Source organism: Streptomyces sp. MMBL 11-1 (assembly GCF_028622875.1).
Taxonomy (GTDB): Bacteria; Actinomycetota; Actinomycetes; order Streptomycetales; family Streptomycetaceae; genus Streptomyces.
Map to the genome: position 1 here is coordinate 364,598 of NZ_CP117709.1, position 26,345 is coordinate 390,942.

A 26,345-nucleotide genomic window follows, 5' to 3' on the forward strand; every position below is an offset into this window, starting at 1 on the left:
CACGATATGCACCCCACCTGCACAAACGGTCACTTTGGTGGCCCATAGCGTTACCTTTGACCGCCGCCCCCGGAGCGGCGGCGACCGGAGGTGCGCACGGGGCCCGTCACCCGTCCGGGCCCTCTGGCGATCCGGCGCGCGTCGGGGCACACTGCACAGCAGGAGTGGTGTCGAAGGGGGGCGAATCCGCCATGGCGGACGTCGAGTTCAGTGCGTCGGGAGTCAGGATCGAGCGGTTCACCCGGTCGCTGACCAGAGCTGGTCAGGTGGTGGTGAAGGACGGGCGGCTGTCGCTGCTCACGAGCAGCGGGCGGGAGATCGACAGCGCCCCGGTGGGCTCCGTGAGTGCGCGCACATGGTGGTTCATCGCGGCCGATTCCGTCATCGCCCGGGTGAACGGGGTGCGCTACCGGTTGACGATGGGGCAGCGCAGCCGCAGACGCGACGGGGCGGCTCCGTTGCGGCGTTTCCTGGAGACGCTGCGCAGTGCGCGGGGCCGCCGGGACTGAGGGGCCGGTGACGGGCGGGGCGGGCCGACGCCCGGGCCGCCGGTCTCCCCCGCGAGTTGCGGAGCCGTATCCGCTGGGCCACGCTGGACCCATGTCACTGAAGGTGCACCCTCGGTGACAGAGCGATCCGCTCCACGGGCCGGATCGCGCGACACGAGCAGACACGACAAGAGCAGAGCGGATTCGGCAGTCAGTCGTCCGCCGGCTCCGTTGGTGTCTCTTCTCTTCTTCCGGACCTATTTCGGGGAGTCGCAGCCGTGATCAGCGAGCCAAGCAGGCACTGCACGGTGGAGCTCCAGGCCCTGCCGTCGCGGATCGGTCAGGTCCGCAGAATCATTTCGGCGCAACTGCGCTACTGGCATCTCGATCCTCTGATCGACCAGGCGGCCCTGGGCGTCACCGAGCTTCTCACCAATGTTCACCGGCACGCACAGCCGGACAAGTCATGCACCGTCGACATCGAGCTGCTGCTCGACCGGCTGACGGTCTCCGTCCACGACCACGATCCGCGCCTGCCCATGGTGAACGAGGCGGACTCGTTCGCCACGTCGGGCCGGGGCCTGGCCCTGATCGCGGCCGTCAGCGAGAGCTGGGGGGTGCGGCCGATCGGCTCGGCCGGGAAGGCCGTCTGGTTCACCCTGCCGGCGGCCACCGGCGCCTCGACCCTGCCACCGCTCGCGGTCTACGGGTCGATGACCGATGGGCCGTTCGGGGCCGTGACCATCACCCCCGACGACATCGTGGCCGTGCCCGCCCGGTCGGCCGTCGTCGGCTGACGGCCGACCGGGCGCGCACGGCCGGGCAGGGCGCGTACGGCCGGGCAGGGCGCGTACGGCCGGGCCGGGAGCGCGGCCGGGCAGGGCGCGTCGGCCGGGCCGGGGAGCGCGGCGGGGCGGAGCGGACATCGCACCGCCCCGCCGCACTCCGTTCCGGCCCCGGGGTCACGCCTTGCCGCCTCCCGCGGCCCGGCCGAACTGCTCGTCCAGCACGGACAGTCGGCGCCAGTACTCGTCCTCGTCGATCTCCCCCGCGGCGAAGCGGCGGCCGAGCAGCGCGATCGGCGAGGAGTCGCCGGGGACGGCCCCCGCGGTACGGGCGGCCGCCCACGGGCCTCCGCGCCCGCGCCACACGGTGCGGCGCAGCAGGGTGACGATCCCGATCACGACCGCCGCCCAGAGAAGCGGGAAGAGCAGGACCCAGGGGCCGGGTCCGCCGGAGTGCGCCAGGGTGTACATGTCGGTCAGCTCCCTCGTTCGCGGATGGCGTGGTGCCGTTCCCGTCGCTTCCGAGCCTGCCTGGCGGGGCCCCTCCGGGGCGTCGTACGTCCGGCGGCCGTGTGCGTACTCCGTCGGGAGCAGCCGGAGTACGCGCCTCCCCGCCCCTGCCTTTCGGTGCCCACTGAGCACCCGGGACCGGGCTGATCGAGGCCGCGCGGGAGCTCCCGCGGAAGCACGGCCAGGGTCTTTCGTTCGGATCAGGCCGGGTCGGGGAGCGGGACGGCAGGGGTGAACGGCTCCCGCCCGGCGTCGGCCCGGCCGCCGCTCACCGCTCAGGCCAGGGCGGCGAGGGGGTCGTCGAGGACCGGCTGCCAGGCCAGTTCGGCGGCGCCCACCAGGCTGTTGTGGTCCAGGGTGCACGGCAGGATCGGCACGCTTCCGCTGCGCCCCCACAGGCTCCGGTCGGCGACGACCGCACGCAGCCGCTCCGGATCCGCCTCCAGCAGGTCGCGGTGGAGCCCGCCGAGGATGATCCGGTCCGGGTTGAGGATGTTGACCAGCCCGGCGAGCCCCAGGCCCAGACGGTCGATCAGCGCCTCGGCGGCGTGACGCACGGCGGGGTCGCCGTACTCCGCGCGGAGCAGGTTTCCGGCCTGCTTGAGGAGGGACTCCTCGGGGCCGGGTTCGCGGCGGGCGGTGGTGAGGAAGGCCAGCGGGTCGGTCTCCACGTCGAGGCAGCCGCGTCCGCCGCAGTGGCAGGGCCGCCCCTCGGGGTTCACGGTGAGGTGTCCCACCTCCAGCGCGAGGCCCGAACTCCCACTGTGCAGGCGGCCGTCGAGCACCAGCGCCCCGCCGACGCCCCGGTGGCCGGTGGCGACGCAGAGGAGGTGCTGGGCGCCGCGGCCCGCGCCGTGCCGATGCTCGGCCAGTGCGGTGAGGTTGACGTCGTTGCCGGTGAACGCGGGCCCGGTGATGCCCGCTTCGCGTACACACGCGGCGAAGATGTCCCGGACCGGGGAGCCCACGGGCCAGGCGATGTGCAGCGGGTTGAGGGCGGTGCCCTCCGGCTCGGCGACCGCCGACGGCACCGCGAGCCCGGCCCCCGCGCAGCGCAGCCCGCTCTCGCGCAGCAGCCCGGCCCCGGCCTCCACGACCTCGCCGAGCACCTGCGCGGGGTCGGCCATCACCGCGACGCAGCCCGGCGAGGTGGCGACGATCCGTCCGCCGAGCCCGACGAGCGCGGCCCGGAAGCCGTCGGCGTGCACCTGGGCGGCGAGGACCACGGGGCCGGTCTCCAGGACGGACAGCCGGTGCGAGGGGCGGCCCTGGGACCCGGCCGCCGACCCGGGGCTGGAGTCGACCCGGATCAGCCCGAGCGCCTCCAGCTCCGCGGCGACCGCCCCGGCGGTGGCGCGGGTGACGCCGAGTTCGGAGGTGAGCACGGCCCGGGTGGGGGCGCGCCCGGTGTGGACCAGTTCCAGTGCGGGCCCGAGCGCACTGCGGCCCCTCTCCAACTTCGTCCGGGTGGTGGTCGCCTTGCCGTTCATGGGGGCGAGTCTCCCATGATCCGGAGGCGTCCCGGACGCCCAGGGCCGGTCCGGGGATCCCGTTCCGGCCACGGCCGGGCCCTCGGAACGTACGGCGTGCGGCGATGTTGCGCCCATCGCCGGAGCGACCCTATGCTGAGTTTGTGCCGCAACTAAACAAACTGCGGACGGCCCTACCGGGGGGACCTCGCGGAGACACCGCCCCACCCTCGTCGGCCCGCCTCCGTACCGCGCTGACCGTGTTCTTCGCCCTCGACGGGTTCCTCTTCGCCGGCTGGGTGGTCCGTATCCCGGCCATCAAGCAGCAGACCGGAGCCTCCGCCTCCACCCTCGGACTCGCCCTGCTCGGCGTCTCCGCGGGGGCGGTCATCACCATGATGCTCACCGGCCGGCTCTGCCGCCGTTACGGCAGCCACGCCGTCACGGCGGGCTGCGGCGTCCTGCTCCCCCTGAGCATCGCCCTGCCCGCCCAGACCCACTCGGCGCTCTCCCTCGGTCTCGTGCTGCTGGTGTTCGGAGCGGCCTACGGCGGAATGAACGTGGCGATGAACAGCGCCGCCGTCGACCTGGTCACCGAGTTGCGCAGGCCCGTGATGCCAAGCTTCCACGCGGCGTTCAGCCTGGGCGGCATGGTCGGCGCCGGGCTCGGCGGGCTGGTCGCGGGGGGCCTCTCCGCGTCCACGCACCTCTTCCTGCTGGCCGGGACCGGCCTGCTCGTCACCGCCTTCGCCGGACCCGCCCTGCTGCGCCACCGCCCGGCCCCCGTCGCCCCGGAGGCCGTCGACCGGCGAGCGCCGAAACAGCGGCTGTCGCCCCGGGCCCGCCGGGTCGTGGTGCTCTTCGGCGTGATCGCCCTGTGCACGGCGTACGGGGAGGGGGCCCTCGCCGACTGGGGCGCACTGCACCTGGAACAGGACCTGGGCGCGCACCCCGGGATCGCCGCCGCCGGATACGCGCTGTTCGCCCTGACGATGACAGCGGGCCGGCTGACCGGAACGATGCTCCTGGAACGGCTCGGCCAGACCCGCACCCTCGTCCTCGGCGGCGCGACCGCTTCGGCCGGCATGCTGCTGGGCTCGCTGGCCCCGACCACCTGGGCGGCGCTGGCCGGGTTCGCGGTCACCGGCCTCGGACTCGCCAACATCTTCCCCGTCGCGGTGGGGCGCGCGGGCGAACTCGCGGGACCGAGCGGGGTAGCCGCTGCCTCGACGCTCGGCTACGGCGGGATGCTGCTCGGTCCGCCCGCGATCGGCTTCCTCGCCGACTGGTTCTCCCTGCCGCTGGCCCTGACGACGGTGGCCCTGCTGGCCGCGGCGGCTGCCGCCCTGGGTTACGGGGCCCGCAACGCCACATCGGATGCGCACACCTGATCACCCGCACACCTGGTCGATTGAGTAGCCGTACTCAGGCGGGCCCCGCTCCCCCGGCGCACGATGGAAGCCTCGACCGAGCACGAAGCAGAGCAAGAAGCAGGGGAGCACACCATGAAGCGCCTGACCGGCCACCCGCACCTGAACACCCTGGTCCGGCTGACCTTCCGCAACCCCGCTTCCCTGATCTACCTCGGGCTGGTGCTCGCGGCGACCCTCTTCGTCGCCGTGGACACCCTGTTCGTCGCCCACGAGGACGCCTCGTTCTCCGGTGTCTGGCTGTTCCTCCTCGCGGCCCCGACCGTCTTCCTGTTCTTCCTCGGCGGCTCCCTGGCGGGCGCCGAGGCGGGCGGGCCCACGTGGTTCCTGGTGCTCGGCCTGGTGGTCTCGGTCCTCGTCCAGTCGCTGGCCCTGGGCTGGTTCGTCCGCCTGGTGCGCCGGGCCGGGTCGGCCGGTTCCGCGCACCCGCAGGGCGTCTGACGCCCCGGACGGGTCCCGCGGGCCCCTGGCACAATCGCCGTCATGCAGATCGCCGAGCACATCGCGTCGTTGTCCGAGGAAGGGCGGCTGCTGGCGGCCGCCGCCGAGCGGGCCGGAACGGGGGCGTCGGTCCCGACCTGCCCCGGCTGGCAGATACGCCATCTGCTGCGGCACACCGGCATGGTCCACCGGTGGGCGGCGGCGTTCATCACCGAGGGGCATACGGCCTACCGGCCCGACGGCGGCGAACCCGACCTCGACGGCGCCGAACTCCTGGACTGGTTCCGCGAGGGACACCGCCATCTGGTCCGGTCCCTTGAGGAAGCGCCCGACGGGCTGGACTGCTGGACCTTCCTGCCGGCCCCCTCGCCCCTGGCTTTCTGGTCCCGCCGCCAGCTGAACGAGACGACCGTGCACCGCGTGGACGCGGAATCGGCGCACGGCGGACCACTGACCCCGGTGTCCGCGGACCGGGCGGTCGACGGCATCGACGAACTCCTCACCGGCTTCCACGCCCGGCCCAAGAGCCGGGTCCGCTCCAAGACACCGCGCACGCTGCGGGTGCGGGCCGTCGACACGGAGGCGGCCTGGACGGTACGGATATCGCAGGACCCGCCAAAGGCCGTACGTTCGGCCGGGCCTGGCAGCACGGACCCCCGGGGCGGCGACGGCGGCACGGGCGGCCTCACGGAACGCGTCGACTGCGAGCTGAGCGGTACGGCGGAGGGGCTCTATCTCACCCTCTGGAACCGGCTTCCGCTCACCGCCGTCACCCTGCGCGGCGACCGCTCGGTGGCCCGGACCTGGACGGACAACTCCGCGGTCACCTGGTGAGCGCCACCCGGGCCGGAGGACGGGGGCGCGCCCTGCCTCAGCCGAGCCAGCCGGGGCGTACCAGCCCCGATTCGTAGGCGAGGACGACGAGCTGGGCGCGGTCGCGGGCGCCGAGCTTGACCATGGTGCGGCTGACGTGGGTCTTGGCGGTGAGCGGGCTGACGACCAGTCTGCGGGCGATCTCCTCGTTCGACAGACCGATGCCGACCAGCGCCATCACCTCCCGCTCCCGTTCGGTGAGCCGGGCGAGCGAGGCGGTGGCCGGCTCCTTGGAGCGGGCCGCGAACTCCGCGATCAGCCGGCGCGTCACGCCCGGGGAGAGCAGCGCGTCCCCGCCGACGACCGCCCGCACCGCGCGCAGCAGTTCCTCCGGCTCGGTGTCCTTGACCAGGAAGCCCGAGGCCCCGTTGCGGATGGCCTCGAAGACGTACTCGTCGAGTTCGAAGGTGGTGAGCATGACCACCTTCACCTCGTTCAGGTCCGGGTCGCCGGTGATCCGCCGGGTGGCGGCCAGTCCGTCCAGGCGCGGCATGCGGATGTCCATCAGCACGATGTCGGGGCGCAGTTCGCGCACCACGCGGACCGCCTCGTCACCGTCGGCGGCCTCCCCGGCGACCTCGATGTCCGGCTGCGCGTCCAGCAGGGCGCGGAAGCCCGCCCGTACGAGCAGTTGGTCGTCGGCGAGCGTCACGCGGATCACGGTGTCTCCTCGGAGGGCTCCGGCGGGGTCCGGCGACGGCGGTCGCGGTCCGGTGCGGTGAACGGCAGTTCCGCGAGGACCCGGAAGCCGCCTTCCGGGCGGGGCCCCGCCTCGATGGTGCCACCGAGGGCGGCGGCCCGCTCCCGCATCCCGACAAGTCCGTTGCCGCCGCCGCCCGCGTCGTCCCCGGTGGCGGGTCCCGCGTCGTCGATGCGGAGCCGGACGCGCCCGGAGCCGTGGTCGATGCGCACCAGCGCGGTACGGGAGCCGGAGTGGCGGACGACGTTGGTCAGGGCCTCCTGGACGATGCGGAAGGCGGCGAGACCGGCGCCGGGCGGGACGGCGGCCGGATCGCCCTCGCTCTCCACGGTGACGGTGAGTCCGGCGGACGCCGCCTGCTCGACGAGCTCGGGGAGCCGGTCGAGGCCGGGGGCCGGGGACGTGGGGGCGTCGCCGGGCGTACGGAGGTTGGCGAGCACCTGACGTACCTCGTCGAGCGCCTCCTTGCTGGCCCCCTTGATCGTGGTGAGGGCGGACCGGGCCTGCTCCGGGTCGGAGTCGAGCAGCGCGAGGCCGACCCCGGCCTGCACGTTGATGACGGAGATGCTGTGCGCCAGCACGTCGTGGAGTTCACGGGCCATGCGCAGCCGTTCCTCGTCGGCCCGCCGCCGCTCCGCCGCCTCGCGCTCCGCACGGGCGGCGGCCCACTGCTCGCGGCGCACCCGCAGCAGTTCGGCGGCGGCGGCGACGGCCACGACCCACGCGGTGACGAAGCCCTCCTGCGTCCAGGGCGCGGCCCTGTCGTCGTCCGGCGGCAGCCATCGGTACAGCCAGTGGGAGACCAGGACGTGTCCGGCCCACAGCCCGCCCAGCGACCACCAGGCGGCCTTCCGGTGCCCGGCGACGATCGCGCTGAAGCAGCCGACGGCGACGGCGACGAACACCGGCCCGTACGGATAGCCGGCCGCGAGATAGGCCAGGGTCGCCGCGCAGGTGGTGGCCACGGCGACCACGGGGCGGCGGTGGCGGAGGAGCAGCGCGACGACCGCGACGAACAGCAGCAGCCGCGCGGCCGGGTCCAGGGGCCGGCGGTCCTGTCCGTGCTCGGCGAATCCCGAGCCGACCATGACGAACACCAGGAGGACGGCCGTCGACACCCAGGGCAGCCCGGCGGCGGTCCGCGAGCGCGCGCCGGACAGCCACGCGGGCGGACCGCCCCGCCGGCCCGGCCGTCCGGGAGGCCGGGGGTCCGGGAAGCCGCAGGGGTGACCACCGCCCCGGATCGGCGGTCGCTGTTCGTCCATGGCGGCCACGCTAAGGGCTGTCCCGTGATTCCCGGTGGATGAGCGCGCGGCGTCAGATGCGGTGCATCGCAAGGCGGAGGGACGTCCGCATACTGGATGTATGTGGACGTTCCGACAACGCGGCGAGGTGCCGTAGCTGTCGTCGCGCGCCCGCCGGGAATTGCGGGACAGCCCTTAGACAACGGACGGGTGCGGGGGCGTCCGCCGTGCGTGGTGGTCACCCGTACTCCGTGGGGAGTACGCCGTCGGGGACGCGGTGCGCCGCCGTCAGGCCGTACGGACGCCGGGCAGGCCCACCGAGCGGGCCAGCTCACCGGCGGCCTGCCGGAACAGTGGCTCGCGCGCCTCGACGACCCGGTTGAACTGGCCGAACAGCTCGAAGGAGATCAGGCCGAACAGCTGGGCCCAGGCGGCGACCAGGGCCGCCACGGCGGCCGGAGGCACGTCCGGGGCGAACTCGGCGGCCATCCGCTCGGCATCGGAGCGCAACTCCGGCGCGAGGGAGGGGACGGCGAGGTCCTCGGACCGGAACGCGGTACGGACGATGTCGATGAAGACCAGGCCCACCCGGGAGGCGGGGCCCACCGTGTCCATCGGGGCGATGTAGCCGGGCACGGGCGAGCCGTAGATCAGGGCGTACTCATGGGGGTGGGCGAGCCCCCACTCCCGTACGGCGCAGGCCACCGCGATCCAGCGCTCGGCGGGCGGGACGGTTCCGGCCCGCTCCCCCGCCGCCCGTTCCGCGACCGAGCCGATCGCGTCGAACGCGTCGACGATCAGCGCGGTGAGCAGATCGTCGCGGCTGGGGAAGTAGCGGTAGAGCGCGGAGGAGACCATGCCCAGCTCCCGGGCCACGGCGCGCAGCGAGAGCTTCGCCGCACCCTCCTCCGCCAGCTGCTTCCTCGCCTCGTCCTTGATCGCCGCGGTCACTTCGATGCGGGCGCGTTCCCTGGCCCCTCGGATGGTGCTCATGCGCATCAGTCTGTCATGTGCAGGGAGCACCGACCACCGATGAGAGCAGTGCTCTTGCTTGGCGGCGCCATTCCGTGCACACTGATCACAAGCGAGAGCACCGCTCTCCAAATCGCGGGAGTCACCATGTCGCAGCAGACCTACTACCTCCGGGCGAGCGCCTCCGCCGCCCGCCTCAACCGCATCGTCGGATGGCTGGCCCGGCACGGCATCAGCCTGATGGGGTCGGCCGAGCTGTCCGTGCGCGGACGCAGAAGCGGGCAGATGCAGCGCATCCCGGTCAATGCCCACGCCTTCGAGGGCGAGCGGTACCTCGTCTCGGCCCGGGGCCACTCCCAGTGGGTGCGCAACATGCGCGTCGCGGGCGGCGGAGAGCTGCGGCTGGGGCGCAGGGTCAGCCGCTTCACCGCCGTGGAGATCGCCGACGACGCGGCGAAGGCCCGGATCATCCGGGCCTATCTGGAGCGGTGGGGCTGGGAGGTCAACCAGTACTTCCAGGGGATCACGGCGAAGGCCACGGACGCCGAGCTGCTGGCGGCCTGCCCGGACCACCCGGTCTTCCGCATCACGGTCGAGGACTGACCCGCCCCGTGCGATGCCGGGGCGCCGCCGCCCGGGTCGGGCGGGGCGGCCCCCCGGGGAGCACGGTGGGAGCTCAGCGGTCCATCGCGGACAGCGCCCGCTGCGCCAGCGGGTGCGTACGGACCAGCTCGGCCAGCGACGTCGTCCCCCGGGTGATTCCGGCGAACGCCTTCCACGCCGGGCGGAAGCCGGTCAGCGCCGCGTGCAGCAGCCCCGGACGGCGCTCGAACAGCTTGAGCATGCGGCGGCCGACACCCATCTCCACGCCGAGACCGGCCTTGACGGCGAAGGCGTAGTTGAGGGCCTGACGGCGGGCGTCCACCGCGTCGTGCGACTCGGCGATCCTGACGGCCCACTCCCCCGCGAGGCGGCCCGAGCGCAGCGCGAAGGAGATGCCCTCGCGGGTCCACGGCTCCAGCAGTCCGGCCGCGTCCCCGCAGACCACGACCCGGCCGCGCGACAGCGGCGAGTCGTCGCTGCGGCAGCGGGTGAGATGGCCCGAGGAGACGGCCGGCTCGAATCCGGCGAGGCCGAGGCGGGCGATGAAGTCCTCCAGATACCGCTTGGTGCCCGCACCGTCGCCGCGCGCCGAGATGACACCCACGGTGAGGGTGTCCCCCTTGGGGAACACCCAGCCGTAACTGCCCGGCATCGGGCCCCAGTCGATGAGCACCCGGCCCGCCCAGTCCTCCGCGACGGTCGCCGGGACCGGGATCTCCGCCTCCAGGCCGAGGTCGACCTGGTCGAGCTTCACCCCGACATGAGCTCCTATCCGGCCCGCGCTGCCGTCCGCGCCGACGACCGCCCGCGCCAGCACCGTCTCACCACCGGTCAGCACCACGGCGACCGTCCGCCGGTCGGGCACGGCCGGACCGTGCTGCTCGACCCGCGCCACCGACGCCCCGGTGCGCAGTTCGGCCCCGGCCTTCTGCGCCTCCTCGACCAGACCGGCGTCGAACTCCGCGCGGTTGATGAGCCCGAAGAGCATGCGCCGGGAGCGGCGGGTGCGCGACAGCTTGCCGTTGAGCGAGAAGGTGACCGCGTGGATGCGGTCCTTCAGGGGCAGTTCGAACCCCGGCGGCAGGGAGTCCCGCGAGAAGCCGATGATTCCCCCGCCGCAGGTCTTGTAGCGCGGCAGTTCCGCCTTCTCCAGCAGCAGGACTCTTCGCCCCGCCACGGCCGCCGCGTACGCCGCCGATGCGCCGGCCGGTCCGGCGCCGACGACGACGACATCCCACACGGACGACTCTTCCGGCTCACGTCCGGCGTCTGCGTTCTCGCTGCTCACGATGTGCTTCTGCTCCTGATCCGACCAGTGGCCCCAAGCTGCTCACGGCATCCTACGGCGCGTTCCGGCCAAGCCCTCCTGTGGGAGGATCGGCCGTGCTTTCGTCGTACAAGCGTCGCCGCACCCACGGCGTCGCACACGGTCGCGTACACACCGCGCCCTACCCATAACGTCGCACCCACGAGGAGCGTGCCCATGACCGCCCGTCCGATTCCCGAGACCGTCGCCTCGCTGATGCCCCGCGCCCGGGAGGAGCTGGCCGAGCTGGTGGCGTTCCAGTCGGTGGCGGACCCGGCGGTGTTCCCGAGGAGCGAGTGCGAGGGCGCGGCGAGGTGGGTCGCCGACGCGCTGCGCGCCGAGGAGTTCACGGACGTCGCCCTGCTGGACACCCCCGACGGCACGCAGTCCGTCTACGGGTTCCTGCCCGGCCCGGCCGGGGCCCCGACCGTGCTGCTCTACGCGCACTACGACGTGCAGCCGCCGCTGGACGAGTCGGCCTGGATCTCCCCGCCGTTCGAGCTGACCGAGCGCGACGGCCGCTGGTTCGGCCGGGGCGCGGCCGACTGCAAGGGCGGGTTCATCATGCACCTGCTCGCGCTGCGCGCCCTCAAGGCGAACGGCGGCGTCCCGGTCTCGGTGAAGGTGATCGCCGAGGGCTCCGAGGAGCAGGGCACCGGCGGTCTGGAGCGGTACGCGGAGGCGCACCCGGAGCTGCTGGCGGCCGACACGATCGTCATCGGCGACACCGGGAACTTCCGGGTCGGGCTGCCGACGGTCACGGCGACGCTGCGCGGGATGACGATGCTGCGGGTGCGGCTGGACACCCTTGAGGGGAACCTGCACTCGGGGCAGTTCGGCGGCGCGGCCCCGGACGCGCTGGCCGCGATGATCCAGCTGCTGGCCTCGCTGCGTGCCGAGGACGGGACGACCACGGTCGACGGGCTGACGGGCGACGCCGACTGGGACGGGCTGCAGTACCCGGAGGCGGAGTTCCGGCGGGACGCCAAGGTGCTGGACGGGGTGGAGCTGATCGGCACGGGCACGGTCGCCGACCGGATCTGGGCCCGCCCCGCCGTCACCGTCATCGGCATCGACTGCCCGCCGGTCGTCGGCGCGACGCCGTCCGTGCAGGCGAGCGCGCGGGCGCAGATCAGCCTGCGGGTGCCGCCGGGCCAGGACGCCGCCGAGGCGACGAAGCTGCTCACCGCCCACCTGGAGTCCCACGCCCCCTGGGGTGCGCGGGTCCGGGTGGAACAGGTGGGCCAGGGCCAGCCGTTCCGCGCGGACATGACCAGCCCGGCGTACACGGCGATGGCGGACGCGATGCGGGACGCCTACCCGGGCCAGGAGATGCAGTCGTCCGGGATGGGCGGCTCCATCCCGCTGTGCAACACGCTGGCGGGCCTCTACCCGGAGGCGGAGATCCTGCTGATCGGGCTGAGCGAGCCCGAGGCGCAGATCCACGCGGTGAACGAGAGCGTCTCGCCCGAGGAGCTGGAGCGGATGTCGGTCGCCGAGGCGCTGTTCCTGCGGAACTACGCGGAGTCGAAGAAGGCCTGACCTCCGGAGACCCTCCCAGGGGCGGCCGGGGCAGCCGCTACGCCTTCGGCGAAGTCGCCCGCAGCAGAGATCCGTGTGGCGGACGTCCGCCGCCGCGTACGTTCGCCGCATGGATCTCGTCGAGGTGACTCCCCAGCTGCACATGTTCCGCTTCCGGATCGGTCAGGCCCATCTCTGGCGCGACGGGACGGATCTGACCCTGATCGACGCGGGTGACGTCGATTCGGCCGCCGCGATCGAGGACGCGATCCGCACCCTGGGCCTCGCCCCGGCCGGGCTCCGCCGCATCGTCGTCACCCACGGCCACCGCGACCACTACGGGGCCGCGCAGGAGCTGGCGGACCGGCACGGCGCCGAGATCATCGCCCACGCGCTGGACGCCCCGGTGGTACGGGGTGAGCGCCCCGTACCGGAGCCGGACCTGCTGGACTGGGAACTGCCGCTGTGGGAACACGGGCTGACGTGCCCCGACGCCCCGCCCACCCGGGTCGACCGCGAGGTGACCGGCGGCGAGGTGCTGCCGTTCGGCGACGGCGCGCGGGTGGTCCACGCCCCCGGTCACACGGCGGGCTCCATCGCCCTCCATCTGCCGCTCCACGGCGTGCTGTTCACCGGGGACAGCGTCGCCTCCGTGGAACGGCGGGTGATGCTCGGCGTGTTCAACGTGGACCGTGCCGGGGCGGCGGCCACGTTCCGGCGACTGGCCGCGCTCGCGCCCCGTACCGTCTGCTTCGGTCACGGCGACCCCCTCACCGAGAACGCCGCCGCGTTGATGGAGGCGGCGGCGAACGGCGCGTGAGCGCCGCCCGCGTGGAGGCCGGCCCCGAAGTCCCGGTCCGCCGGTCAGCCCACCGGCACCCCCGCCTCCAGGTTGAGCACCGTCGACCGCTCGCGCGCCCGCAGGGCCCAGCGCAGCCTCTCGTACCGGGTGGGCGGCAGCAGCCCCGCGGCCTCCTCCTCGGTGACGAAGCGCCAGCCGCGCAGCTCGGAGCCGGGCAGCAGCAGCCGTCCCGCGTCCTCGGAGCGCAACAGGCCGCCGTCGAAGAGGAAGCGCAGACCGCCGTAGCCGGGCGGGCGGGGCGACTCCCAGTCGACGAGCAGCAGGGTGGGGACCCGGTCGAGGCGCAGGCCTATCTCCTCGGCGACCTCACGGATCCCGGCCCGCGCGGGAGCCTCGCCCGCCTCCACGACCCCGCCGGGGAACTCCCACCCCGGTTTGTACGTGGGGTCGACGAGCAGCACCCGGTCCTGCTCGTCGAAGAGCAGCACCCCGGCGGCCACCGTCTCGGCGGTCGGCTCCGGGCTCTGGACGATCGGGCACGGCGCGGCGTTGCCGGTGCGCACGGCGTCCGCGATCCGCTCGGCGGTCTCCCGGGGCGTGAGGGCGCTGTTGTCGACCACATGCGCGTCCTCGGTGATCCAGTCGAGGGCGTCGCGGTACGGGCCGATGTGCTCGTACGCCCATCTCCGCACCCGTTCGCTCTGCTCCTCGTCGCCGGGAAACTCCTCGCGGCCCGCGATCCGGCGTCGCAGGATCGTTTCCTCCGGTGCGAGCGCCACATGCCGGACGGGAATGCGCCGGGAGGCGAGCCCTCCGAAGATCTCGTCGCGGTACTCCTGTCGCAGCAGGGTCATCGGCACCACCAGCACCCCGGGCACCTCGGCGAGCAGCGCCGCCGCCGTGTCCACCACGAGCCGCCGCCAGATCGGCAGATCCTGGAAGTCGGTGACCTCGGCGAGCCGCTTCTGCGGCAGCAGGCCGCGCAGCCCCGCTCCGGTGATCTCCGGGTCGTACAGCGTGCTGTTCGGGATCAGATCGATCAGTTCGCCCGCGGCGCTGGTCTTGCCCGCACTGAACGCACCGTTGATCCAGACGATCACGGTTCCCCCTCTTCCGTAGCCCCCTGTGGCTTGCCCGCAACACCCTGCCGCGGAAACCCCGCGGCGGCGACGGCGTTGACCGGATGCGGCCGTCCGGCGCGATCGGGGGCCGGGTACGACGCCCGGAACGTGACCCAGGGGGCGCCCGGCCTGACGAACCGGGCGCCCCCTGGAAGCTGCTGCGGGGGTTCGCTAGCGAAGCGCGATGGCCGCCGCCGCGGCGCCGACCAGACCCGCGTCGGTGCCCATCACGGCGGGCGCCACGGTCAGCCGCCGGAGGTAGGAGAGCGTGGCGTAGTCGCGCAGGCTGCGGCGCAGCGGCACGAAGAGCACGTCGCCGGCCCCGGCCACTCCCCCGCCGACCACCGCGATGTCGAGGTCCGCCAGGGTGGCGGTGGCGGCGATGCCGGCCGCCAGCGCCTGGGCGGCACGCTCGTAGGAGGCGATGGCGACCGGGTCCCCCGCGCGGGCGGCGACGGCCACCGCCGCGGCCGTCGCGTCGCCGTCCGGGCCGGGCCGCCAGCCGTTCGCCAGCGCGCGGCGGGCGATGTTGGGGCCGCTGGCGATGCCCTCGACGCAGCCGCGCGCACCGCAGGGGCACGGGTCGCCGTCCAGGTCGACGCTGATGTGGCCGATGTGCCCGGCGTTGCCCGAGGGACCGGGCCGCGGGGTGCCGCCGAGGACGAGCCCGCCACCGACGCCCGTCGACACGACGAGGCACAGCGCGTTGTCGTAGCCCCGGGCCGCACCGAGCCAGTGCTCGGCGGCCGTCATCGCGACCCCGTCGCCGACCAGCGCGACCGGCAGTCCGCCCGCCGTCTTGTGCACCCGCTCCACCAGCGGGAAGTCCCGCCAGCCGGGGACGTTGACCGGGCTGACCGTGCCGGCGGCGGCATCCACCGGACCGGCGCTGCCGATGCCGACGGAACCGGCGCGGCCCCACAGGGGCGAGGCCATCAGCTCGCCCAGCACCTCGTCCACGGCGCCCATGACCGCCTCGCCGCCCTCCCGGGCGGGCGTCGGCCGCTGTGCCCGTACGAGGAGGGATCCCTCGCCGTCCACGAGCGCGCCGGCGATCTTGGTGCCGCCGATGTCGAGCGCGGCGACGAGGTCGGTATGCATCGGTGTGGGCTCTCCGGATCGGTGAAGGGGCGGGACCTGCGGGTTCCGACCGTAGTCTGCACAGTCTCCATTCTGTTGACAACGTTGTCCAGGGCCTATGCTCGACGCCACAGCTCCCGCTCACCCCCGCGGCGCCCCGCTCGGGGCCGACGGGAGCACCGCAGCCCCGCCCGTAATCCGACGACAGGACAGCGCACGTGGACCGGACCGCCCGTCATTCCGAGACCCGATACGGCAACCGGCCGACCATGAAGGACGTGGCGGCCCGCGCCGGAGTCGGCCTGAAGACGGTCTCCCGGGTGGTGAACAGCGAGCCCGGCGTCACGCCGGACACCGAACGCCGCGTACAGGAGGCGATCGACGCGCTCGGTTTCCGCCGCAACGACAGCGCCCGTGTACTGCGCAAGGGGCGTACGGCATCCATCGGACTGGTCCTGGAGGATCTGGCGGACCCGTTCTACGGTCCGTTGAGCCGTGCGGTGGAGGAGGTCGCCCGCGCGCACGGCGCGCTGCTGATCAACGGCTCCAGCGCCGAGGACCCGGAGCGGGAGCAGGAGTTGGTGCTGGCGCTGTGCGCCCGCCGGGTGGACGGTCTGATCGTGATCCCGGCGGGCGACGACCACCGTTATCTGGAGCCGGAGATCAAGGCGGGCATCGCCACGGTCTTCGTGGACCGCCCCGCGGGCCACGTGGACGTCGACATGGTGCTCTCCGACAGCTTCGGCGGGTCCAGGGAGGGCGTGGCGCACCTCATCGCGCACGGCCACCGCAGGATCGGGTTCATCGGCGACCAGCCGCGGATCCACACGGCCACCGAGCGACTGCGCGGCTATCACGTCGCCATGCGGGACGCGGGCATCACCGTCGAGGACGGCTGGGTCTCCCTCGGTTCCACCGAGCCGGAGCGGGTGCGGGCCGCCGCCGAGGAGATGCTCTCCGGGCCCGAGCCGGTCACCGCGCTGTTCGCGGGCAACAACCGGGTGACGGTGACGGCGGTCCGGGTGATCGCGGAGCGGGAACGGCCGGTGGCACTGGTCGGGTTCGACGACATCGAGCTGGCCGACCTTCTCGGCATCACCGTGATCTCGCAGGACGCGGCGGCGGTCGGCAGGACCGCCGCCGAGCACCTCTTCCGCCGTCTCGACGGGGCGGACCACGCCACGGCGCGGGTGGAACTGCCGACACGGCTGATCCCGCGCGGCTCGGGCGAACTGCCCCCGGGCTGATACCTGCCGGGCGCGGCCCGTACGAGGGCACGGGCCCGCCCGAGGACGTGGGGCGCCGCGCGGGAGAGTGAGGTCGCGATACGAGGGCGTCGGGCCGCAGGCCGGGGCGCCGCCGCCCGAGGGGCCTCGGTTTCAGGCCCCCGGGCCGGCCGGCCGGAAGTCCCGGGTCAGCAGGGCCAGCAGCTGCGCGGGGGCGTCCTCCTGCACCGTGTGGCCCGCGTCTTCGATCCAGTGCAGTTCGGAGTGCGGGATCAGCGCGTGCAGCTGCTCGGCGAAGTGCGCCGGCAGGAACCGGTCCTCACGCCCCCAGATGATCCGGGTCGGCACCGGAACGTCCCCCAGCAGGTGCTGGAACGCGTCGGTCGCGGCCTGGTCGGCCTGCCGGTACTGGCGGTAGTACGCGGCCCGGCCGCGCTCGCCGCGCCACGGATCGGCATGGGCGGCCAGGACGTCCGCCCGGTAGCCGGTGTGCGTGGCGTGGCGCAGATGGCTCTCGACCAGCGCCTCGTGGGCGTAGCCGGGGAGCTGCTCGAAGAGGTCCGCGTTCTCCCTGATGAGCCGGAAGAGCCCGGTGCCCCAGTCCCCGCAGGCCACCGCGTCCACCAGGGTGAGGTCTGCGTACCGCGCGCCGTCCAGGAGCAGGGGCCGCAGGGCCACGGCGCCTCCGATGTCGTGGGCGATCACACGCGGGCGTTCCAGCCCCCAGTGCTCCAGGAGCCGGGTGAAGACCTTCGCCTGGGCCGCCGGGCCGACGTCCTGCCCGTCGCGCTGCTCCGACTGCCCGAACCCGAGCAGGTCCCAGAGGTAGACGCGGTGGTCGCGGGCGAGGGCCGGGGCGATGTCGCGCCAGATGAGCGAGGAGAACGGGGTGCCGTGCAGCAGGACCACCGGCTTCCCCTCCCCCAGCACGTCCCAGCGGACCGCCCCGTCCGGAGTCTCGAACGTCCTGGTCAGCTTCCCTTTCACGGTGTGCCTCCTGGCTCGCGGTTGGGAGGGGGGACCCCCGCCGGACCATCGACGTTACCAGCTAAGGCCTATTGTCGGTAACCTTGCTACAGTGGCGATCATGCGACGGAACCCTGCGCCCGCGGAGCTCGAACTGGTCGAGGACTTCTGCAACACGGCCACTCATCTCCATGGCGAGGACGATCTCGCCCGGCCGGAGACGGCTGCCCGGTGGCTCGGCGCGCGCGGCTTCCCGGCACCGGCCGATCAGGGAGAGCTGGACTCGCTCACGGAGGCGCGGGAGACCGTGCGGGCCTTTCTGGTCGAGCGGACCTCACCGGAGGCGGTCGACGCCCTCAACCGGCTCATCGCCTCGGTCGCGGGTGCTCCCGCCGTGCGCCCCGACGGGGCGCTCACCCTGCGGCCGGCCTCCGGCGGGGCGGTGGCGGAGGTGGTGCGCCAGGTGCTCGAAGCCCTCCTGATCCACGGCCTGACCGGGCGTCACGCCACCCGCCTCAAGGCCTGCGCGGCCCCGGAGTGCCGCTGGGTCTTCTACGACCGGGCACCGTCGTCGAACGGCCTCTGGTGCGACATGGACGTGTGCGGCGCACGGCACAAGATGCGCGCCTACCGCGCCCGCGGCGGGGCCGCCGCACGCCGGGGCGCCTAAGGGCTGTCCTGCGGGGCGCGTTTCGTCTGATCACGTCGGGCACACGGGAGCGCCCCGGCGGGAGGTCCGTCCCACCGGGGCGCGCTCTTCACCGAGGCCCCTTACGGAGCCGTGACCGTCAGGTCGCCCCGGCGCGGCGAGGCGAAGGCCTCCAGGTCCGCGCGGGTCAGGCCGGTCAGCCGGGCCACCTCGGCGGTGTCCAGCGCGCCGCAGTCGATGCCGCGCAGCAGGTAGCCGCTGAGGGCCTTGGCGGTGGCGGGCTCGTCCATGACGTCGCCGCCCGCCCTGGCCACGTAGGCGGCGAGCCGGGCGGCGGCCGGCTCCAGGCCCTCCCGGTAGAAGGCGTAGACGGCCGCGTAGCGCGTCGGCAGGTGGGCGGGGTGCATGTCCCAGCCCTGGTAGTACGCACGGGCGAGAGCGCGGCGGGTGAGGCCGTAGTGGAGCCGCCAGGCCTCGTGGACCCGGTCGGCCGGGCCCACCGGCAGGACGTTGGTCGAGCCGTCGGAGACGCGTACGCCGGTGCCCGCGGCGGCGACCTGCATGACGGCCTTGGCGTGGTCGGCGGCCGGGTGGTCGCTGGCCTGGTAGGCGGCGCTGACCCCGACGCAGGCGCTGTAGTCGAAGGTGCCGTAGTGCAGCCCGGTCGCACGGCCCCGTGCCGCGTCGATCATGCGGGCGACGGCGGCGGTCCCGTCGGCGGCGAGGATCGACTGGCTGGTCTCGATCTGGATCTCGAAGCCGATGCGTCCGGCGTCCAGGCCGTGCGCCTTCTCGAAGGCTTCGAGGAGCTGGACGAAGGCGGTGACCTGCTCGGGGTAGGTGACCTTCGGAAGGGTCAGCACGAGCCCTTCGGGCAGGCCTCCGGCGGCCATCAGCCCGCTGAGGAAGACGTCCGTGGTACGGATGCCGCGGTCACGGACGCCGGCCTCCATGCACTTCATCCGGATGCCCATGTACGGGGCCGCGGTGCCGTTCGCGTACGCCTCCGAGACCAGCCGGGCGGCGCGGGCGGCGGCCTCGTCCTCCTCGGCGTCCGGGCGGGGGCCGTAGCCGTCCTCGAAGTCGATGCGCAGGTCCTCGACGGGCTCGCGCTCCAGCTTGGCGCGTACGCGGTCGTGGACGGGCCCCGCCAGCTCCTCGGGGATGCCGAGGACGGCGGCGAACGAGGAGGCGTCGGGGGCGTGTTCGTCGAGGGCGGCCAGCGCCTGATCGCCCCAGGAGCGCAGGGTGCCGGGCTCGAAGACATCGCCGGGCACGTAGACGGTGTGCACGGGCTGGCGGGTGCCGGGATCACCCGGGTAGCGGCGGGCGAGTTCCGCGTCGACCGCCGTGAGGGAGGCGCTGATCTCCTCGCTGACCGCACCGGCGAGGCTCGTTGCCACCTTCTCCTGCTGACCCATGACCATACCCTCCACGCTCTCGCTGTTTCCGCTTCCCGGAATCAACAATCCGTATAGTGAAGTTATAAGGCCGCTTGATCCCCGTCAATGCTCGCCCGGAACGGCCGCGGGCCGCGCGGTGGGGTTCACCGTGCGGCCCGGGGCGGGGGGTGTTCGCCGGGGGGTCAGCCCTTGCGGGTGTTGATCTCCTCGGTGAGCTGGGGCACGACGGCGAAGAGGTCGCCGACGACGCCGTAGTCGACGAGTTCGAAGATCGGGGCCTCGGCGTCCTTGTTGATCGCGACGATCGTCTTCGAGGTCTGCATGCCCGCCCGGTGCTGGATCGCTCCGGAGATGCCCGAGGCGATGTACAGCTGCGGGGAGACGGACTTGCCGGTCTGCCCGACCTGGGAGGTGTGCGGGTACCAGCCCGCGTCGACCGCCGCACGCGAAGCGCCCACCGCCGCCCCCAGACTGTCCGCGAGAGCCTCGATGAGCGGGAAGTTCTCCGCGCCGTTGACGCCCCGGCCGCCCGAGACGACGATCGCCGCCTCGGTCAGCTCCGGGCGCCCCGTCGACTCACGTGCCGTCCGCGAGACCACCTTCGTACCCGAGGCCGTCTCGCCGAACGACACCGTCAGCGCCTCGACCGTGCCGGCGGCGGCGGCCGGCTCGACGGGGGCGGAGTTCGGCTTGACCGTGATCACCGGAACACCCTTGGAGACCCGGGACCTGGTGGTGTAGGAGGCGGCGAACACGGCCTGCGTCGCCACCGGACCCTCGTCCCCGGCCTCCAGATCGGTGGCGTCGGTGATGATGCCCGACCCGATCCGCAGCGCGAGACGAGCGGCGATCTCCTTGCCCTCGGCCGAGGACACCACCAGCACCGCCGCGGGGGAGACGGCGTCGAACGCGGCCTGCAGCGCGTCGACCTTCGGCACCACCAGGTAGTCCGCGAACTCCGGGGCATCGGAGGTGAGGACCTTCACCGCACCGTGCTCACCCAGCACACCCGCAGTGCCCCCGGCACCCGCGCCCAGGGCCACCGCGACCGGGTCACCGATCCGACGCGCCAGCGTCAGCAACTCCAGCGTCGGCTTACGGACCGCACCGTCCACATGATCGACCAGAACCAGAACTTCAGCCATGACAACGCACTCCAGACAGACGAGAGAAGAGAAGGAGAAAAGAGAGGGAGAGGGAGGACCGGCCGTGCGGGATCAGATGAACTTCTGGCCCGCGAGGAACTCGGCGAGCTGCTTACCGCCCTCACCCTCGTCCTTCACGACCGTGCCCGCCGTGCGCGCCGGACGCTCCGTCGCGGAGTCGACCGCCGTCCACGCACCCGCCAGACCGACCTCGTCCGCGTCCAGCTCCAGGTCCTCCAGATCCAAGGACTCCACCGGCTTCTTCTTCGCCGCCATGATCCCCTTGAACGAGGGGTAACGCGCCTCACCCGACTGGTCGGTCACCGACACCACCGCCGGCAGCGACGCCTCCAACTGCTCCGAAGCGGTGTCACCGTCACGCCGCCCGGTCACCACACCCCCGGCCACCGACACCTCGGACAGCAGCGTCACCTGCGGCACACCCAGCCGCTCCGCCAGCAGCGCGGGCAGCACACCCATCACCCCGTCGGTGGAGGCCATCCCGCAGATCACCAGGTCGTACCCGGTCCTCTCGACCGCCTTCGCCAGCACCAGCGACGTGCCCATCACATCACTGCCGTGCAGATCGTCGTCCTCGACGTGAACCGCCTTGTCCGCACCCATCGACAACGCCTTGCGCAACGCGTCCTTGGCATCCTCCGGACCCACCGTCACCACGGTGATCTCCGCATCGTCCGCCCCGTCCGCGATCTGCAACGCCTGCTCGACCGCGTACTCGTCCAGCTCCGACAGCAGACCGTCGACATCCTCACGGTCCAGCGTCAGGTCATCGGCGAAACGCCGGTCACCGGTCGCGTCGGGCACGTACTTCACACAGACAACGATCCTCAAGCTCACGCCGGCTCTCCTACTGCATCGTCATTTCCGGGCTGCCTTGTTGCACGCAGCATAGGCGCCTTGTCGGGCCGGATCCGGTCAGGACGACCGAGGCTCCGAGCCCGATATTACTCGCCAGTACACCCAGACTGTTACCCCTGAGCAAGCGCATCGCACTGTGACCTTGCCAACGCGGCAGACCCGTGCGTGCGTGACCTCAGTCTCGCAGAGCCGTGAACCGTCCCTGGTGGTAGACCAGTGGGCGACCGGCCCCCGAGGGCGAGCCTGCCACGGCTTCGGCGATGACGATGCGGTGGTCCCCCGCCGGAACGCGGGACACGACCCGGCAGACCAGCCAGGCGGACACGTCCGCCAGCAGCGGAACGCCTTCGGGGCCGCTGCTCCAGTCGGTCGACGGGCCGAAGCGGTCGGCTCCGCTGCGGGCGAAGGTCGCGGCCAGTTCCCGCTGGTGCTCGCCGAGTATGTGGACGCCGACGTACGCGGCTTCGGACAGCACGGGCCAGCTGGAGGAGGACGTACCGACACCGAAGGAGATCAGCGGAGGTTCGGCGGCGACGGAGGTCAGCGAGGTGGCGGTGAAGCCGACCGGCCGCTCGCCCGCGGCGGTGATCACGGCCACGCCCGCGGCGTGGCGGCGGAAGACGGAGCGGAAGAGTTCGGGGGTGGCGGCCGTCGGGGCAGGGGCGAGATCGCGCGTTGCCGTCATGGCTGTGTCCTTCCGCGGAAGTGGCGTACGGGTCCGTGGGTGCTCAGACACCCGGACAACGCGCACTCGCATGGCGGGCGAGGTCCCCATGGGCCCGGCCGTGAAGAAGGAGTTCTGACGACATAACGTCAGACTGACGATGCTGAGTGGGCGCAGTCAAGAGCGTCCCGGATTGTGGGAGATGCGTCACGCCCCGTCACATGGCGTGCCCCAGCGCCGCGACGACGTCGACGGTGCGGGGCTGGCCGGATGCCCGGCGGACCACCTCGCCCTCGGCGTCGAGCACCAGGACGGTCGGCGTCTTCGTGATGTCCAGCCGCCGCACCAGCGCGAGATGGGCCTCGGCGTCGACCTCGATGTGGGCGACCCCGTCGACCATCCCGGCCACGTCGCCGAGGGTGCGGCGGGTCGCCCGGCACGGCTGGCAGAAGGCGCTGGAGAACTGGACGAGTGTCGCGCGCTCCCCGAGTTCCGCGCCGAGTTGGGATGCGTCGAGCCGCTGTCCGGTTGTCCGGCGGTCCACGTGTGCCTCCTGATCAGAGTTCTTCCCCAGAGGTAGCACCGGCCGTCGCCCGCGCATTCCCCGCGGCCCCGGGGGCATACGCACGTGACGAGAATCTCGCGCCCCGCGTCCGTCGGGACTGGCCAGGGGCTCGCGCATGGGGCACCATCGCCACAATGCCGAAAACCTACGGCTGCGTAACTTCCGCCGGGAGAACCACCCAGGCGCTGAAGAAGGGTCTTCTCCAGATGGCAGAACTCGTCTATCGACCGGTCATCGGCGCCGCTCGCACCCTGTTCAAGGCGCTCGACCTGAAGATCGACACTCAGGGTTCGGAGCACATCCCGAAGACCGGTGGTGCGGTGCTGGTCAGCAACCACATCAGTTATCTCGATTTCATCTTCACCGGCCTCGGCGCTCTGCCGCAGAAGCGGCTGGTGCGGTTCATGGCGAAGGAATCGGTCTTCCGGCACAGGATCTCCGGTCCGCTGATGCGGGGAATGAAGCACATCCCGGTCGACCGTGACCAGGGCGAGGACGCGTACGCCCACGCGCTTCGGTCGCTGCGTTCCGGTGAGATCGTCGGAGTGTTCCCCGAGGCCACCATCTCGCAGTCCTTCACCCTGAAGAGCTTCAAGTCGGGCGCCGCGCGCCTCGCCCAGGAGGCCGGGGTCCCGCTGATCCCGATGGCGCTCTGGGGCACGCAGCGGATCTGGACGAAGGGGCGGCCGCGCAATTTCCAGCGCAGCCACATCCCGGTCACCATCCGCGTCGGCGAGCCCATGGAGGCACCTTCCGACCAGTACGCCGGCGCCATCACCCGGCGGCTTCGGGAGCGGGTCCAGGAACTGCTGGAGGCCGCGCAGCGGGCCTACCCGGTGCGTCCGAAGGACGCGAGCGACACCTGGTGGGTGCCGGCCCATCTCGGCGGTACGGCCCCGACGCCCGCCGAGGTGCGCGAGCTCGGCTGACGGCCGGCCGTGACGGCCGCCCGCCTCACTGCTCGGCCCGGTGCGGTGGTGCGGGGCGGCGGGCGGGTTCAGAGGCTCCCGGGGAGGTTCCGCCAGAGCTCCGAGCGGTCACGCGCGCCCCTCAGCGCGCGGAAGATCACCTCGGGTGGCGCGCCATGGACCACGGGATAGTCGACTTCACCGAACTCTTCGCGCGCCACCCACGCCAACCGCTCCCCCTCCAGGGAGAACTGCGCGTCGATGCCCGGCTTGTTACCCCGGGGGTCCACCCGCTTCCAGCGCCCGGACCCGGGAAGCCGCAGGGCGACCAGTCCATGGACCATCGGGTTCGTCCCGTCGTCGTCGGCGAGCCGCTGGTAGCAGAGGCCGGCCGGGATGGAGCGGGCCCGCAGCAGGGCCACGAGCGCGATCGACTTCGCGTGACAGATGCCGGTCCGGGCGGCGAGCACCTCGGAGGCGCGCCAGGTGACGCGCGGGTCCCCCGAGTCGGCGGAGTGCGCAATGGTGTCGCGGACGTACTCGAAGGCGGCCCGCGCGTATGCGTATGCGGTGTCGGCGTCGAGCGCGAGGCGGGTCATTGCCTCCCGGACCCGGGGATGCTCATGGTCGATGGCCTCGTCGGCGGCCAGATAAGCGTCGATGTCGGGGGACTGCTGTGTCAGCTCCATGACCGGAGAGCGTACGAAGCGGCCGACCGGAAGTCTATCGATTTCCGGTCGGCCGCATAGTCATGCAGGGGTCGCGCTATCGGGCCATCTCTTCCTTGAGCGCCTGGAGGAAGGCGTCGACGTCGTCCTCGCCGGTGTCGAACGCGCACATCCAGCGGACGTCGCCGGCCGCCTCGTCCCAGAAGTAGAAGCGGAAGCGCTTCTGGAGCCGCTCGCTGACCGCGTGCGGCAGCCGGGCGAACACGGCGTTGGCCTGGACCGGGTAGAGGATCTCCACCCCGTCGATCGCCCGCACGCCCTCGGCGAGCCGCTGGGCCATGGCGTTGGCGTGCCGGGCGTTGCGCAGCCACAGGTCCTTGGCGAGCAGGGCCTCCAGCTGGACGGAGACGAAGCGCATCTTGGAGGCGAGCTGCATGGAGAGCTTGCGCAGATGCTTCATCGCCCGGACCGCGTCCGGGTTCAGCACGACGACGGCCTCGCCGAAGAGGGCGCCGTTCTTGGTGCCGCCGAAGGACAGCACGTCGACGCCGACCGCGTTGGTGAACGTCCGCATCGGCACGTCGAGCGAGGCGGCGGCATTGGCTATCCGGGCCCCGTCGAGGTGCACCTTCATGCCGCGCTCGTGGGCGTGGTCGCAGATCGCGCGGATCTCGTCGGGGGTGTAGACGGTTCCCAGCTCGGTGTTCTGGGCGATCGAGACGACCTGCGGCATGGCCCGGTGCTCGTCGTCCCAGCCGTACGCCTGCCGGTCGATGAGTTCCGGGGTGAGCTTGCCGTCCGGTGTGGGGACGGTGAGGAGCTTCAGCCCGCCCATCCGCTCGGGCGCGCCGCCCTCGTCGACGTTGATGTGGGCGGACTCGGCGCAGATGACGGCGCCCCAGCGGTCGGTGAGCGCCTGCAGGGCGACCACGTTGGCTCCGGTGCCGTTGAAGGCGGGGAAGGCCTCGGCGGTGGGGCCGAAGTGGCTGTGCATGACGCGCTGGAGGTGGCCGGTGTAGTCGTCCTCGCCGTAGGCGACCTGGTGGCCGCCGTTGGCCAGCGCGATGGCCGCGAGGACCTCCGGGTGCGCGCCGGCGTAGTTGTCGCTGGCGAAGCCGCGCACCTGCGGGTCGTGGTGACGCCGAGCGTCGGTCCTCACGTTTGCGGGGTCAGCCACAGGCGCTTTCCGTTCACTTCGAGGGCGGGCTTGTCCCAGACGCCGGCGATGGCCTCGGCCAGCTCCGTGACGTCGGTGAAGCCCGCGAACTTCGCATTCGGGCGTTCGGCGCGCATGGCGTCGTTCACCAGTGCCTTGACCACCAGGATCGCAGCAGCAGCCGCCGGTCCGTCCTCGCCCCCCGACTTGCGGAAGGCGTCGCCGAGCGCGAGGGTCCACGCCTCGGCGGCGGCCTTGGCGGAGGAGTAGGCGGCGTTGCCCGCGGTGGGCTTGCTGGCCCCGGCCGCGCTGATCAGGAGATAGCGACCCCGGTCGCTGCGCTCCAGGGCCTCCTGGAAGGCCAGCGAGGTCGACTGGACGGTGCGGATGAGCAGCTTCTCCAGGGCGTCCCAGTCGGACAGCACGGTCTCCTGGAACGACTTGCTGCCGCGCCAGCCGCCGACGAGGTGGACCAGGCCGTCGATGCGGCCGAACTCCGCCTCGGTGCGCTTGGCCCAGTCGCGGGTGGCGTCGAGGTCGAGCAGATCGACGGTCTCGCCGGTGACGGTCGCGCCCCCGTGGGCGTACCGGGCGGCGTCCACCGCCTCGGCGAGCCGTTCGGGGTTCGCGTCGCACCCGACGACCGTCGCGCCCGCCTCGGCGAGCCGCAGCAGCGTCGCCCGTCCGGCGGGGCCGGCCGCTCCGGCGACCGCGACCACGGCTCCTTCGAGCACACCGGTCCCCTCGCCCGTACCGTTCGCGTTCATGGCC

The 26,345-nt window shown here is 72.8% G+C and carries 28 protein-coding genes; 11 read left to right on the forward strand and 17 right to left on the reverse strand.

Going from position 1 to position 26,345, the window contains the following annotated elements; genetic code table 11:
• The first annotated feature begins 191 nt into the window (after positions 1-191).
• Entirely contained in the window at positions 192-509 is a 318-nt protein-coding gene (locus PSQ21_RS01600; protein ID WP_097871336.1) for a hypothetical protein, read from the forward strand.
• A gap of 257 nt (positions 510-766) precedes the next feature.
• Complete coding sequence (locus PSQ21_RS01605; protein WP_274028587.1) at positions 767-1,285, forward strand: ATP-binding protein; 519 nt, start codon at positions 767-769, stop codon at positions 1,283-1,285.
• A 165-nt stretch (positions 1,286-1,450) separates the two neighbouring features.
• On the opposite strand, the gene PSQ21_RS01610 is transcribed toward PSQ21_RS01605, so the two are convergent.
• Complete coding sequence (locus PSQ21_RS01610; RefSeq protein WP_274028588.1) at positions 1,451-1,744, reverse strand: SHOCT domain-containing protein; 294 nt, start codon at positions 1,742-1,744, stop codon at positions 1,451-1,453.
• A gap of 314 nt (positions 1,745-2,058) precedes the next feature.
• The gene (locus PSQ21_RS01615) at positions 2,059-3,273 is read right to left on the reverse strand and encodes an ROK family protein (protein WP_274028589.1); all 1,215 of its coding nucleotides are present in this window, start codon (positions 3,271-3,273) and stop codon (positions 2,059-2,061) included.
• Positions 3,274-3,512: 239 nt separating this feature from the next.
• Here PSQ21_RS01615 and PSQ21_RS01620 point away from each other — a divergent pair, with 239 nt between their 5' ends.
• The 3 genes from PSQ21_RS01620 to PSQ21_RS01630 all read left to right on the forward strand — a co-directional run bounded on the left by PSQ21_RS01620 (position 3,513) and on the right by PSQ21_RS01630 (position 5,957).
• Positions 3,513-4,643: an MFS transporter gene (locus PSQ21_RS01620; RefSeq protein ID WP_274028590.1), complete on the forward strand. Its 1,131-nt coding sequence runs from the start codon at positions 3,513-3,515 to the stop codon at positions 4,641-4,643.
• Positions 4,644-4,757: 114 nt separating this feature from the next.
• A complete protein-coding gene (locus tag PSQ21_RS01625; RefSeq protein ID WP_274028591.1) occupies positions 4,758-5,123 on the forward strand; it encodes an SCO4225 family membrane protein in 366 nt (121 codons plus the stop codon).
• 42 nt (positions 5,124-5,165) lie between these two features.
• Positions 5,166-5,957: a maleylpyruvate isomerase family mycothiol-dependent enzyme gene (locus PSQ21_RS01630; RefSeq protein WP_274028592.1), complete on the forward strand. Its 792-nt coding sequence runs from the start codon at positions 5,166-5,168 to the stop codon at positions 5,955-5,957.
• Between the two features lie 37 nt (positions 5,958-5,994).
• Here the strand turns inward: PSQ21_RS01630 and PSQ21_RS01635 are convergent, their stop codons facing one another.
• The 3 genes from PSQ21_RS01635 to PSQ21_RS01645 all read right to left on the reverse strand — a co-directional run bounded on the left by PSQ21_RS01635 (position 5,995) and on the right by PSQ21_RS01645 (position 8,933).
• Entirely contained in the window at positions 5,995-6,657 is a 663-nt protein-coding gene (locus tag PSQ21_RS01635) for a response regulator transcription factor (protein ID WP_274028593.1), read from the reverse strand.
• Positions 6,654-7,961 (reverse strand): sensor histidine kinase, encoded by a 1,308-nt coding sequence (locus PSQ21_RS01640; protein WP_274028594.1) that lies wholly within the window; start codon positions 7,959-7,961, stop codon positions 6,654-6,656. Before PSQ21_RS01640 ends, PSQ21_RS01635 begins: the two co-directional genes overlap by 4 nt.
• A gap of 267 nt (positions 7,962-8,228) precedes the next feature.
• Complete coding sequence (locus PSQ21_RS01645) at positions 8,229-8,933, reverse strand: TetR/AcrR family transcriptional regulator (protein ID WP_274028595.1); 705 nt, start codon at positions 8,931-8,933, stop codon at positions 8,229-8,231.
• A 126-nt stretch (positions 8,934-9,059) separates the two neighbouring features.
• On the opposite strand from PSQ21_RS01645, the gene PSQ21_RS01650 reads away from it, so the two are divergent.
• A complete protein-coding gene (locus tag PSQ21_RS01650) occupies positions 9,060-9,515 on the forward strand; it encodes a nitroreductase/quinone reductase family protein (RefSeq protein ID WP_274028596.1) in 456 nt (151 codons plus the stop codon).
• Between the two features lie 73 nt (positions 9,516-9,588).
• On the opposite strand, the gene PSQ21_RS01655 is transcribed toward PSQ21_RS01650, so the two are convergent.
• Positions 9,589-10,803 carry a geranylgeranyl reductase family protein gene (locus PSQ21_RS01655; RefSeq protein WP_274028597.1) on the reverse strand — a complete coding sequence of 405 codons (1,215 nt, stop codon included), beginning with the start codon at positions 10,801-10,803 and terminating at the stop codon, positions 9,589-9,591.
• Positions 10,804-10,998: 195 nt separating this feature from the next.
• Here PSQ21_RS01655 and PSQ21_RS01660 point away from each other — a divergent pair, with 195 nt between their 5' ends.
• Together PSQ21_RS01660 and PSQ21_RS01665 are read left to right on the forward strand one after the other, a co-directional pair.
• Positions 10,999-12,363, forward strand: a complete 1,365-nt coding sequence (locus tag PSQ21_RS01660; protein ID WP_274028598.1) for a dipeptidase — start codon at positions 10,999-11,001, stop codon at positions 12,361-12,363.
• Positions 12,364-12,472: 109 nt separating this feature from the next.
• Positions 12,473-13,162 carry an MBL fold metallo-hydrolase gene (locus PSQ21_RS01665; protein ID WP_274028599.1) on the forward strand — a complete coding sequence of 230 codons (690 nt, stop codon included), beginning with the start codon at positions 12,473-12,475 and terminating at the stop codon, positions 13,160-13,162.
• 44 nt (positions 13,163-13,206) lie between these two features.
• Here PSQ21_RS01665 and PSQ21_RS01670 read toward each other — a convergent pair whose 3' ends face one another.
• Together PSQ21_RS01670 and PSQ21_RS01675 are read right to left on the reverse strand one after the other, a co-directional pair.
• On the reverse strand, positions 13,207-14,244 hold the full coding sequence (locus PSQ21_RS01670; protein ID WP_274028600.1) for an NUDIX domain-containing protein: 1,038 nt from the start codon (positions 14,242-14,244) through the stop codon (positions 13,207-13,209).
• 192 nt (positions 14,245-14,436) lie between these two features.
• Positions 14,437-15,366, reverse strand: a complete 930-nt coding sequence (locus PSQ21_RS01675; RefSeq protein WP_274028601.1) for an ROK family protein — start codon at positions 15,364-15,366, stop codon at positions 14,437-14,439.
• 197 nt (positions 15,367-15,563) lie between these two features.
• Between PSQ21_RS01675 and PSQ21_RS01680 the strand changes: the two genes are divergently transcribed.
• On the forward strand, positions 15,564-16,592 hold the full coding sequence (locus tag PSQ21_RS01680) for a LacI family DNA-binding transcriptional regulator (RefSeq protein ID WP_274028602.1): 1,029 nt from the start codon (positions 15,564-15,566) through the stop codon (positions 16,590-16,592).
• Between the two features lie 132 nt (positions 16,593-16,724).
• Here the strand turns inward: PSQ21_RS01680 and PSQ21_RS01685 are convergent, their stop codons facing one another.
• Positions 16,725-17,558, reverse strand: coding sequence for an alpha/beta fold hydrolase (locus PSQ21_RS01685; protein WP_274028603.1), 834 nt, complete (start codon positions 17,556-17,558; stop codon positions 16,725-16,727).
• A 100-nt stretch (positions 17,559-17,658) separates the two neighbouring features.
• On the opposite strand from PSQ21_RS01685, the gene PSQ21_RS01690 reads away from it, so the two are divergent.
• The gene (locus PSQ21_RS01690) at positions 17,659-18,207 is read left to right on the forward strand and encodes a CGNR zinc finger domain-containing protein (RefSeq protein ID WP_274028604.1); all 549 of its coding nucleotides are present in this window, start codon (positions 17,659-17,661) and stop codon (positions 18,205-18,207) included.
• Positions 18,208-18,308: 101 nt separating this feature from the next.
• On the opposite strand, the gene PSQ21_RS01695 is transcribed toward PSQ21_RS01690, so the two are convergent.
• The 5 genes from PSQ21_RS01695 to PSQ21_RS01715 all read right to left on the reverse strand — a co-directional run bounded on the left by PSQ21_RS01695 (position 18,309) and on the right by PSQ21_RS01715 (position 22,821).
• Positions 18,309-19,607 (reverse strand): DUF6986 family protein, encoded by a 1,299-nt coding sequence (locus tag PSQ21_RS01695; protein ID WP_274028605.1) that lies wholly within the window; start codon positions 19,605-19,607, stop codon positions 18,309-18,311.
• Between the two features lie 164 nt (positions 19,608-19,771).
• Entirely contained in the window at positions 19,772-20,734 is a 963-nt protein-coding gene (locus tag PSQ21_RS01700; protein ID WP_274028606.1) for an electron transfer flavoprotein subunit alpha/FixB family protein, read from the reverse strand.
• A gap of 72 nt (positions 20,735-20,806) precedes the next feature.
• Positions 20,807-21,592 (reverse strand): electron transfer flavoprotein subunit beta/FixA family protein, encoded by a 786-nt coding sequence (locus PSQ21_RS01705; protein WP_274028607.1) that lies wholly within the window; start codon positions 21,590-21,592, stop codon positions 20,807-20,809.
• A gap of 196 nt (positions 21,593-21,788) precedes the next feature.
• The gene (locus tag PSQ21_RS01710) at positions 21,789-22,298 is read right to left on the reverse strand and encodes a flavin reductase family protein (RefSeq protein WP_274028608.1); all 510 of its coding nucleotides are present in this window, start codon (positions 22,296-22,298) and stop codon (positions 21,789-21,791) included.
• Positions 22,299-22,494: 196 nt separating this feature from the next.
• Positions 22,495-22,821, reverse strand: coding sequence for a thioredoxin family protein (locus PSQ21_RS01715; RefSeq protein WP_274028609.1), 327 nt, complete (start codon positions 22,819-22,821; stop codon positions 22,495-22,497).
• A gap of 227 nt (positions 22,822-23,048) precedes the next feature.
• Between PSQ21_RS01715 and PSQ21_RS01720 the strand changes: the two genes are divergently transcribed.
• A complete protein-coding gene (locus PSQ21_RS01720) occupies positions 23,049-23,771 on the forward strand; it encodes a lysophospholipid acyltransferase family protein (RefSeq protein ID WP_274035606.1) in 723 nt (240 codons plus the stop codon).
• Between the two features lie 68 nt (positions 23,772-23,839).
• Here PSQ21_RS01720 and PSQ21_RS01725 read toward each other — a convergent pair whose 3' ends face one another.
• The 3 genes from PSQ21_RS01725 to PSQ21_RS01735 all read right to left on the reverse strand — a co-directional run bounded on the left by PSQ21_RS01725 (position 23,840) and on the right by PSQ21_RS01735 (position 26,341).
• Positions 23,840-24,439, reverse strand: a complete 600-nt coding sequence (locus PSQ21_RS01725; RefSeq protein ID WP_274028610.1) for a transglutaminase-like domain-containing protein — start codon at positions 24,437-24,439, stop codon at positions 23,840-23,842.
• A 76-nt stretch (positions 24,440-24,515) separates the two neighbouring features.
• On the reverse strand, positions 24,516-25,577 hold the full coding sequence (locus PSQ21_RS01730) for a threonine aldolase family protein (RefSeq protein WP_274028611.1): 1,062 nt from the start codon (positions 25,575-25,577) through the stop codon (positions 24,516-24,518).
• The gene (locus tag PSQ21_RS01735) at positions 25,574-26,341 is read right to left on the reverse strand and encodes an SDR family NAD(P)-dependent oxidoreductase (protein ID WP_274028612.1); all 768 of its coding nucleotides are present in this window, start codon (positions 26,339-26,341) and stop codon (positions 25,574-25,576) included. Before PSQ21_RS01735 ends, PSQ21_RS01730 begins: the two co-directional genes overlap by 4 nt.
• Positions 26,342-26,345: the final 4 nt, after the last annotated feature.

Bases quoted from the DNA above. Each gene is read 5' to 3' on its own strand.
- PSQ21_RS01600 (WP_097871336.1), top strand. From the start codon at position 192: ATGGCGGACGTCGAGTTCAGTGCGTCGGGAGTCAGGATCGAGCGGTTC.
- PSQ21_RS01610 (WP_274028588.1), bottom strand. From the start codon at position 1,744: ATGTACACCCTGGCGCACTCCGGCGGACCCGGCCCCTGGGTCCTGCTC.
- PSQ21_RS01615 (WP_274028589.1), bottom strand. From the start codon at position 3,273: ATGAACGGCAAGGCGACCACCACCCGGACGAAGTTGGAGAGGGGCCGC.
- PSQ21_RS01625 (WP_274028591.1), top strand. From the start codon at position 4,758: ATGAAGCGCCTGACCGGCCACCCGCACCTGAACACCCTGGTCCGGCTG.
- PSQ21_RS01630 (WP_274028592.1), top strand. From the start codon at position 5,166: ATGCAGATCGCCGAGCACATCGCGTCGTTGTCCGAGGAAGGGCGGCTG.
- PSQ21_RS01640 (WP_274028594.1), bottom strand. From the start codon at position 7,961: ATGGACGAACAGCGACCGCCGATCCGGGGCGGTGGTCACCCCTGCGGC.
- PSQ21_RS01645 (WP_274028595.1), bottom strand. From the start codon at position 8,933: ATGAGCACCATCCGAGGGGCCAGGGAACGCGCCCGCATCGAAGTGACC.
- PSQ21_RS01650 (WP_274028596.1), top strand. From the start codon at position 9,060: ATGTCGCAGCAGACCTACTACCTCCGGGCGAGCGCCTCCGCCGCCCGC.
- PSQ21_RS01660 (WP_274028598.1), top strand. From the start codon at position 10,999: ATGACCGCCCGTCCGATTCCCGAGACCGTCGCCTCGCTGATGCCCCGC.
- PSQ21_RS01665 (WP_274028599.1), top strand. From the start codon at position 12,473: ATGGATCTCGTCGAGGTGACTCCCCAGCTGCACATGTTCCGCTTCCGG.
- PSQ21_RS01675 (WP_274028601.1), bottom strand. From the start codon at position 15,366: ATGCATACCGACCTCGTCGCCGCGCTCGACATCGGCGGCACCAAGATC.
- PSQ21_RS01690 (WP_274028604.1), top strand. From the start codon at position 17,659: ATGCGACGGAACCCTGCGCCCGCGGAGCTCGAACTGGTCGAGGACTTC.
- PSQ21_RS01695 (WP_274028605.1), bottom strand. From the start codon at position 19,607: ATGGGTCAGCAGGAGAAGGTGGCAACGAGCCTCGCCGGTGCGGTCAGC.
- PSQ21_RS01700 (WP_274028606.1), bottom strand. From the start codon at position 20,734: ATGGCTGAAGTTCTGGTTCTGGTCGATCATGTGGACGGTGCGGTCCGT.
- PSQ21_RS01710 (WP_274028608.1), bottom strand. From the start codon at position 22,298: ATGACGGCAACGCGCGATCTCGCCCCTGCCCCGACGGCCGCCACCCCC.
- PSQ21_RS01720 (WP_274035606.1), top strand. From the start codon at position 23,049: ATGGCAGAACTCGTCTATCGACCGGTCATCGGCGCCGCTCGCACCCTG.
- PSQ21_RS01725 (WP_274028610.1), bottom strand. From the start codon at position 24,439: ATGGAGCTGACACAGCAGTCCCCCGACATCGACGCTTATCTGGCCGCC.
- PSQ21_RS01735 (WP_274028612.1), bottom strand. From the start codon at position 26,341: ATGAACGCGAACGGTACGGGCGAGGGGACCGGTGTGCTCGAAGGAGCC.